This is a genomic window from uncultured Mucilaginibacter sp., assembly GCF_903913935.1.
Taxonomy (GTDB): domain Bacteria; phylum Bacteroidota; class Bacteroidia; order Sphingobacteriales; family Sphingobacteriaceae; genus Mucilaginibacter.
This window is the reverse complement of record NZ_CAIWNH010000415.1, coordinates 1-4,694: the sequence shown is the minus strand read 5'-3', so window position 1 is coordinate 4,694 and position 4,694 is coordinate 1. Positions and strand designations below refer to the sequence as shown.

Sequence of the window (4,694 nt, the reverse complement as noted above, 5' to 3'; positions counted from 1 at the left end):
ATCAGCCATTCCACTAACTTCCATATTATGCCCAGTAAAAAAACGGTTACAGCAATGGCGTTGACGGCGTGCATTACTTTAAGGTTAAAACTTATAGGCCGGTTGGGGTCTTTTTTTCTAAAGAAGTACATATCCAAATTTAATTAATTTTTCCCTGTACAAATTTACATAACTACTTAGTGATTTTAATCGGGGTACCCAACAATTAAAAATAAAAAAGGCTTCCCGGGTTGCGGGAAGCCTTTAGTAATTATATCAATTACCAATTATTTTTTGTGGAATTCAACACGACGATTTGCAATACGTCCTGCTTCGGTTGAGTTATCAGCGATTGGATGAGTTTCACCAAAGCCTTTAACTTTTAATTTTTTAGCCGGAACACCTGAGTTTACTAAGTAAGTTTTTACAGAGTTTGCACGGTCTTTTGATAAACGCATGTTGTGAGCAGCAGTACCTTCGGATGAAGCATAGCCATCTAATTCAGCAGATGCACCCGAAGACCTTAAGTCAGCAGAAGTAGCATCCAAAATTGGATATGAAGATGTTTTCAATACTGAAGAGTCAAATTCAAACTGGATGTTAGAATAAGCTGTACCTGTAGCAGTACCACCAGTATTTCCTTTCCTTACGAATAAAGAAGTATCAACTGTAGGGATAACCAATGGGCAACCAGATCCGTCAACAACGGTACCAGCCGGAGTGTTTGGACATTTGTCGAATTGATCAGAAACACCGTCACCGTCAGAATCTTTCTTCAAGCCGTTAACAGCAGTTTCAACGTTAGCAACACGGCCTTTCAAAGCTTCAACTTCAGCGCGTAAAGCAGCATCGTACAATTCGTCATACATCATTGCTACCGGGTTAGCCCACTCTAAACTTGGTTTAGATTTAGGACCGAAAGTATATTCTAAGCCGGCGTAACCGTAAGAATATTTATTTCCGATAGCCTGAGGAAATACAGCGTGAATGCCTGACAGGTTAATGCCGTCAGTAAAGTTTTCAGTATAACCTAAATTAAGGTCTAACTGATCGCTCAATTTAAATTTAACGCCTGCACCTACAGGGACAATTAATTCTTTAACGGTATTGCCGTATTTGTGGCTTACCCCGTTAGCATCAACTGGATCAGGTGTATAGAAGGCTAAACCAGCACCACCTGAAACATAAAAATTGATCGCGTTTGCACGGTGAAGGAAACTAACGTTACCAACGTTAATAACACCGCTTAAGCTACCAGACCAAAATTTGGTAGAGAAGCTTGACCATTTCGAGCCATTTAAGTCTGTTACAAGTCCCGAACCGGCATCACCTTTTAAGGTACCGCCGTGGGCGTCTAATTCCAAGCTAAATGCGTGGCTTAACTGGTCTCTTAATGAAAGGCCATAACCCAAATCAGCTTTTGATTTTGGAAAAGGATTTGCACCGCCTGTAAATACTGAAGGAGATGTTGCACCGATGTTTATACCAATGCTGAATGTGTTGTACTGCGAAGCGCCACCAAATACCTTGGCAGTGCCTGTTCCAGACGACATTTTAGATGAATCCGCAGGAGCTGTTTGAGCTTTCGCCATCCCAACTGCCATCAAGGAAACAAATGACAAGACGACTGTTTTCTTTAATGTAGAATAGTTCATAGTTTTAAGATTAAACGATTTTAATTGTGATTTTTTTCAAAAATAGTAATTATGTTTGAAACATTTACCAAACATTGTTCCAAATTTTATAAAACAATTACAAATAAATAAAAAAAATCCGTTTAAAAAAACAATTAATCCTGCAAAAATGAAATACGAGCCTATTAGTAATGAGATATTTACCTATAATAGAAATAATTTCGTTTCGCGACTAAAGTCCTCATCCATAGCTATTTTTCATTCAAATGATGAATTCCCCAGAAATGGAGACCAAAATTTTGCATTTAAACAAAACCCTGATTTTTTTTATTTAACTGGTATTGACCAGGAACAAAGTGTGCTATTATTATTCCCCGACTGTCCTAATCCGTTATACAAAGAAGTACTGTTTTTAAGACAAACCAACGAGCACATTGCTATTTGGGAAGGACATAAGTACACAAAAAGCGAGGCAAGAAAAGCGTCGGGTATTGAAAATATTTTCTGGCTCAGTGAGTACGATGCTATTTTACACAGCGTTATTAATTACGCCGAATACATTTTTATAAATACCAACGAAAACGACCGGTACGGGCACACAGTACCCTACCGGGATATTAGGATGTATGATGCGTTGCGAACGAAGTATCCGTTACATAAATATGAAAGATCCGCACTGATATTACGCGATTTACGGGTAGTTAAATCTTCATGGGAAATTGAACTGACCAAAAAAGCATGCAATATTACCCGCGATGCCTTCATACGTGTCCTGAAATTTGTACAGCCGGATGTAACCGAGTATGAAATTGAAGCTGAGATTACCCATGAATTTTTACGCCAGCGCGCCACCGGACATGCCTATAACCCGATTATAGCCTCCGGGAAAAACGCTATTGTGCTGCATTATATCGATAATAACCAGGTTTGCAAAGACGGCGACATTATCCTTTTTGATTTCGCAGCTGAATATGCCAACTACAATGCCGATATGAGCAGGAGCATACCTGTTAATGGTCGCTTTACTCAACGCCAGCTGGATGTTTACAATGCGGTTTTACGGGTGATGCGGGCAGCAACTCAACTTATTGTGGCCGGTACAGTAATGACTGAATACCAGGATGAGGTTGGCCGGATAATGACAGGTGAACTGATCGGTCTGGGTTTACTTGATAAACATGATGTGAACAAGCAGGACCCCAAAATGCCTTTATATAAAAAATATTTTATGCATGGCACCTCGCATCATCTGGGGTTGGATGTACATGATTTTGCCAGCAGGTATAAACCATTTGAGGTTGGCAATATTTTAACCTGCGAACCTGGGATCTATATTCCGGCAGAGGGTTTGGGCATACGGATTGAAAACAACATCCTGATAACGCATGGTGGCAACATCGATCTGATGGCTGACATCCCGGTGGAGGCTGAGGAAATTGAAGAGATTATGAATGGTTAATTTAGTTGATTAGGTTAGATTAAGTTGAATGATTGAAATTTTATTTTCGTTTAATAACCCTCAAGAAAACGATAGAAATTAAACCCGGCTTTCACCGAAGCCCTTGCGATATCTTCCTGCAGCCTTTTCTTATCCACATCAGCCATACGCTTAAACTGTATGATTTTATATGCTTTTTCGGCAAGTAAAAACTCTTTGCGTTTATTTTTTGAATGACAGGCCTTTAATATAAAGGCGTTCACCTCGTTTATGCCTTCGCCGGTTGAAGCAATGGTTTTAAAAACAGGGATCTGGTCCTTTTTATTTTGGTTGATGATCTTTTTTAAATTGTTGGCAAAAAGTTCTGAATCTGCCCTGTCTGCCTTATTAATTATAAACGCATCGGCAATCTCCATCAGTCCCGATTTAATGTTTTGAATTTCATCGCCGCTTTCGGGCACTAAAACAAGTAAGGTAATATCGGCAAGCCCCGCTATTTCAACTTCTGACTGGCCTACGCCCACTGTTTCAACTAAAATATAATCAAAGCCGGCGGCACGCAATACATCTGTCATTTCAATGGTTTTCGCTGATAGCCCCCCTAAGGAGCCGCGGGTAGCCAGTGACCGGATAAAAACACCCGGATGGTTAAAATGCGTTGCCATCCTGATCCTGTCGCCAAGCAATGAGCCAAAATTAAAAGGCGAAGTAGGGTCAACGGCAAGCACTGCGATTTTGTTATCTCCGGTAAGTAAACTGTTGATCAGTGAATTAACGAGGGTGCTTTTACCGGCACCCGGCGGCCCCGTAATACCAATTACAGGAACATCTTTTTTTAAGTTTAAGCCTTTTAAAAGCTCCCCCGAGCCGGCCAGGTCGTTCTCTACTATGGTTAAAGCACGTGCTACTGACCGGAAATCGGCGGCATCAGGTTGTAAGTATGGTAAACTGCTTTCCATTAGTTTTATAAAGAAACAAAAATATAATGTATTTGAACAATTAACAGTTTGTTACTATTTATAGGATAGTAATGCGGCATAAATATATATTTGCTTTTTACAATGGTTTGATAAGTTTTTATTACAAATGATAATAAAATTATATTCGTATTATTATCACAAAGCAATACATAAAATATAAATGAAGGTATCGGGGTTTACGTTTATCAGGAATGCAGTAAAAAATGATTATCCCGTTGTTGAGGCCATTACTTCAATTTTACCTGTTTGTGATGAATTTGTGGTTGCCCTTGGAAACAGTGACGACGAGACCGAAAGCCTGATACAAGGTATTAATTCGCCTAAAATAAAAATAATTAATACGGTTTGGGACGATTCCCTGCGCGATGGGGGAGCTGTTTTTGCGGCGCAGACCGATATTGCCTTTAATGCCATTTCGCCCGACGCTGACTGGGCTTTTTATATCCAGGGCGATGAATGTGTGCACGAAAAATATCTTCCTTTAATAAAAAGGGAGATGGAAGATAATCTGGATGTTAAAAATATAGAAGGATTATTGTTTAAATACCTGCATTTTTATGGCTCATATGATTATTACGGGCACTCTCGACGATGGTACAGGCGAGAGATAAGGATACTAAGAAACAATAAAGCGATCCATTCATACAGGGATGCGCAGGGTTT

The 4,694-nt window shown here is 39.7% G+C and carries 4 protein-coding genes and 1 pseudogene; 2 read left to right on the top strand and 3 right to left on the bottom strand.

Annotated features, from left to right (window positions below; all coding sequences use genetic code 11):
* Nucleotides 1-131, bottom strand: a 131-nt coding sequence (locus QZY09_RS24795) for a DUF6728 family protein (RefSeq protein WP_367119235.1), incomplete at its 3' end; no start/stop codon positions are given.
* Between the two features lie 135 nt (nt 132-266).
* Complete coding sequence (locus tag QZY09_RS16800; RefSeq protein ID WP_295674221.1) at nt 267-1,634, bottom strand: OmpA family protein; 1,368 nt, start codon at nt 1,632-1,634, stop codon at nt 267-269.
* 148 nt (nt 1,635-1,782) lie between these two features.
* Here QZY09_RS16800 and QZY09_RS16795 point away from each other — a divergent pair, with 148 nt between their 5' ends.
* Complete coding sequence (locus QZY09_RS16795; protein WP_295674219.1) at nt 1,783-3,072, top strand: aminopeptidase P N-terminal domain-containing protein; 1,290 nt, start codon at nt 1,783-1,785, stop codon at nt 3,070-3,072.
* A gap of 50 nt (nt 3,073-3,122) precedes the next feature.
* On the opposite strand, the gene meaB is transcribed toward QZY09_RS16795, so the two are convergent.
* Nucleotides 3,123-4,010, bottom strand: coding sequence for a methylmalonyl Co-A mutase-associated GTPase MeaB (meaB, locus tag QZY09_RS16790; protein ID WP_295674217.1), 888 nt, complete (start codon nt 4,008-4,010; stop codon nt 3,123-3,125).
* A 181-nt stretch (nt 4,011-4,191) separates the two neighbouring features.
* Here meaB and QZY09_RS16785 point away from each other — a divergent pair.
* Nucleotides 4,192-4,694, top strand: a pseudogene (locus QZY09_RS16785) (glycosyltransferase family 2 protein); the annotation flags it as partial.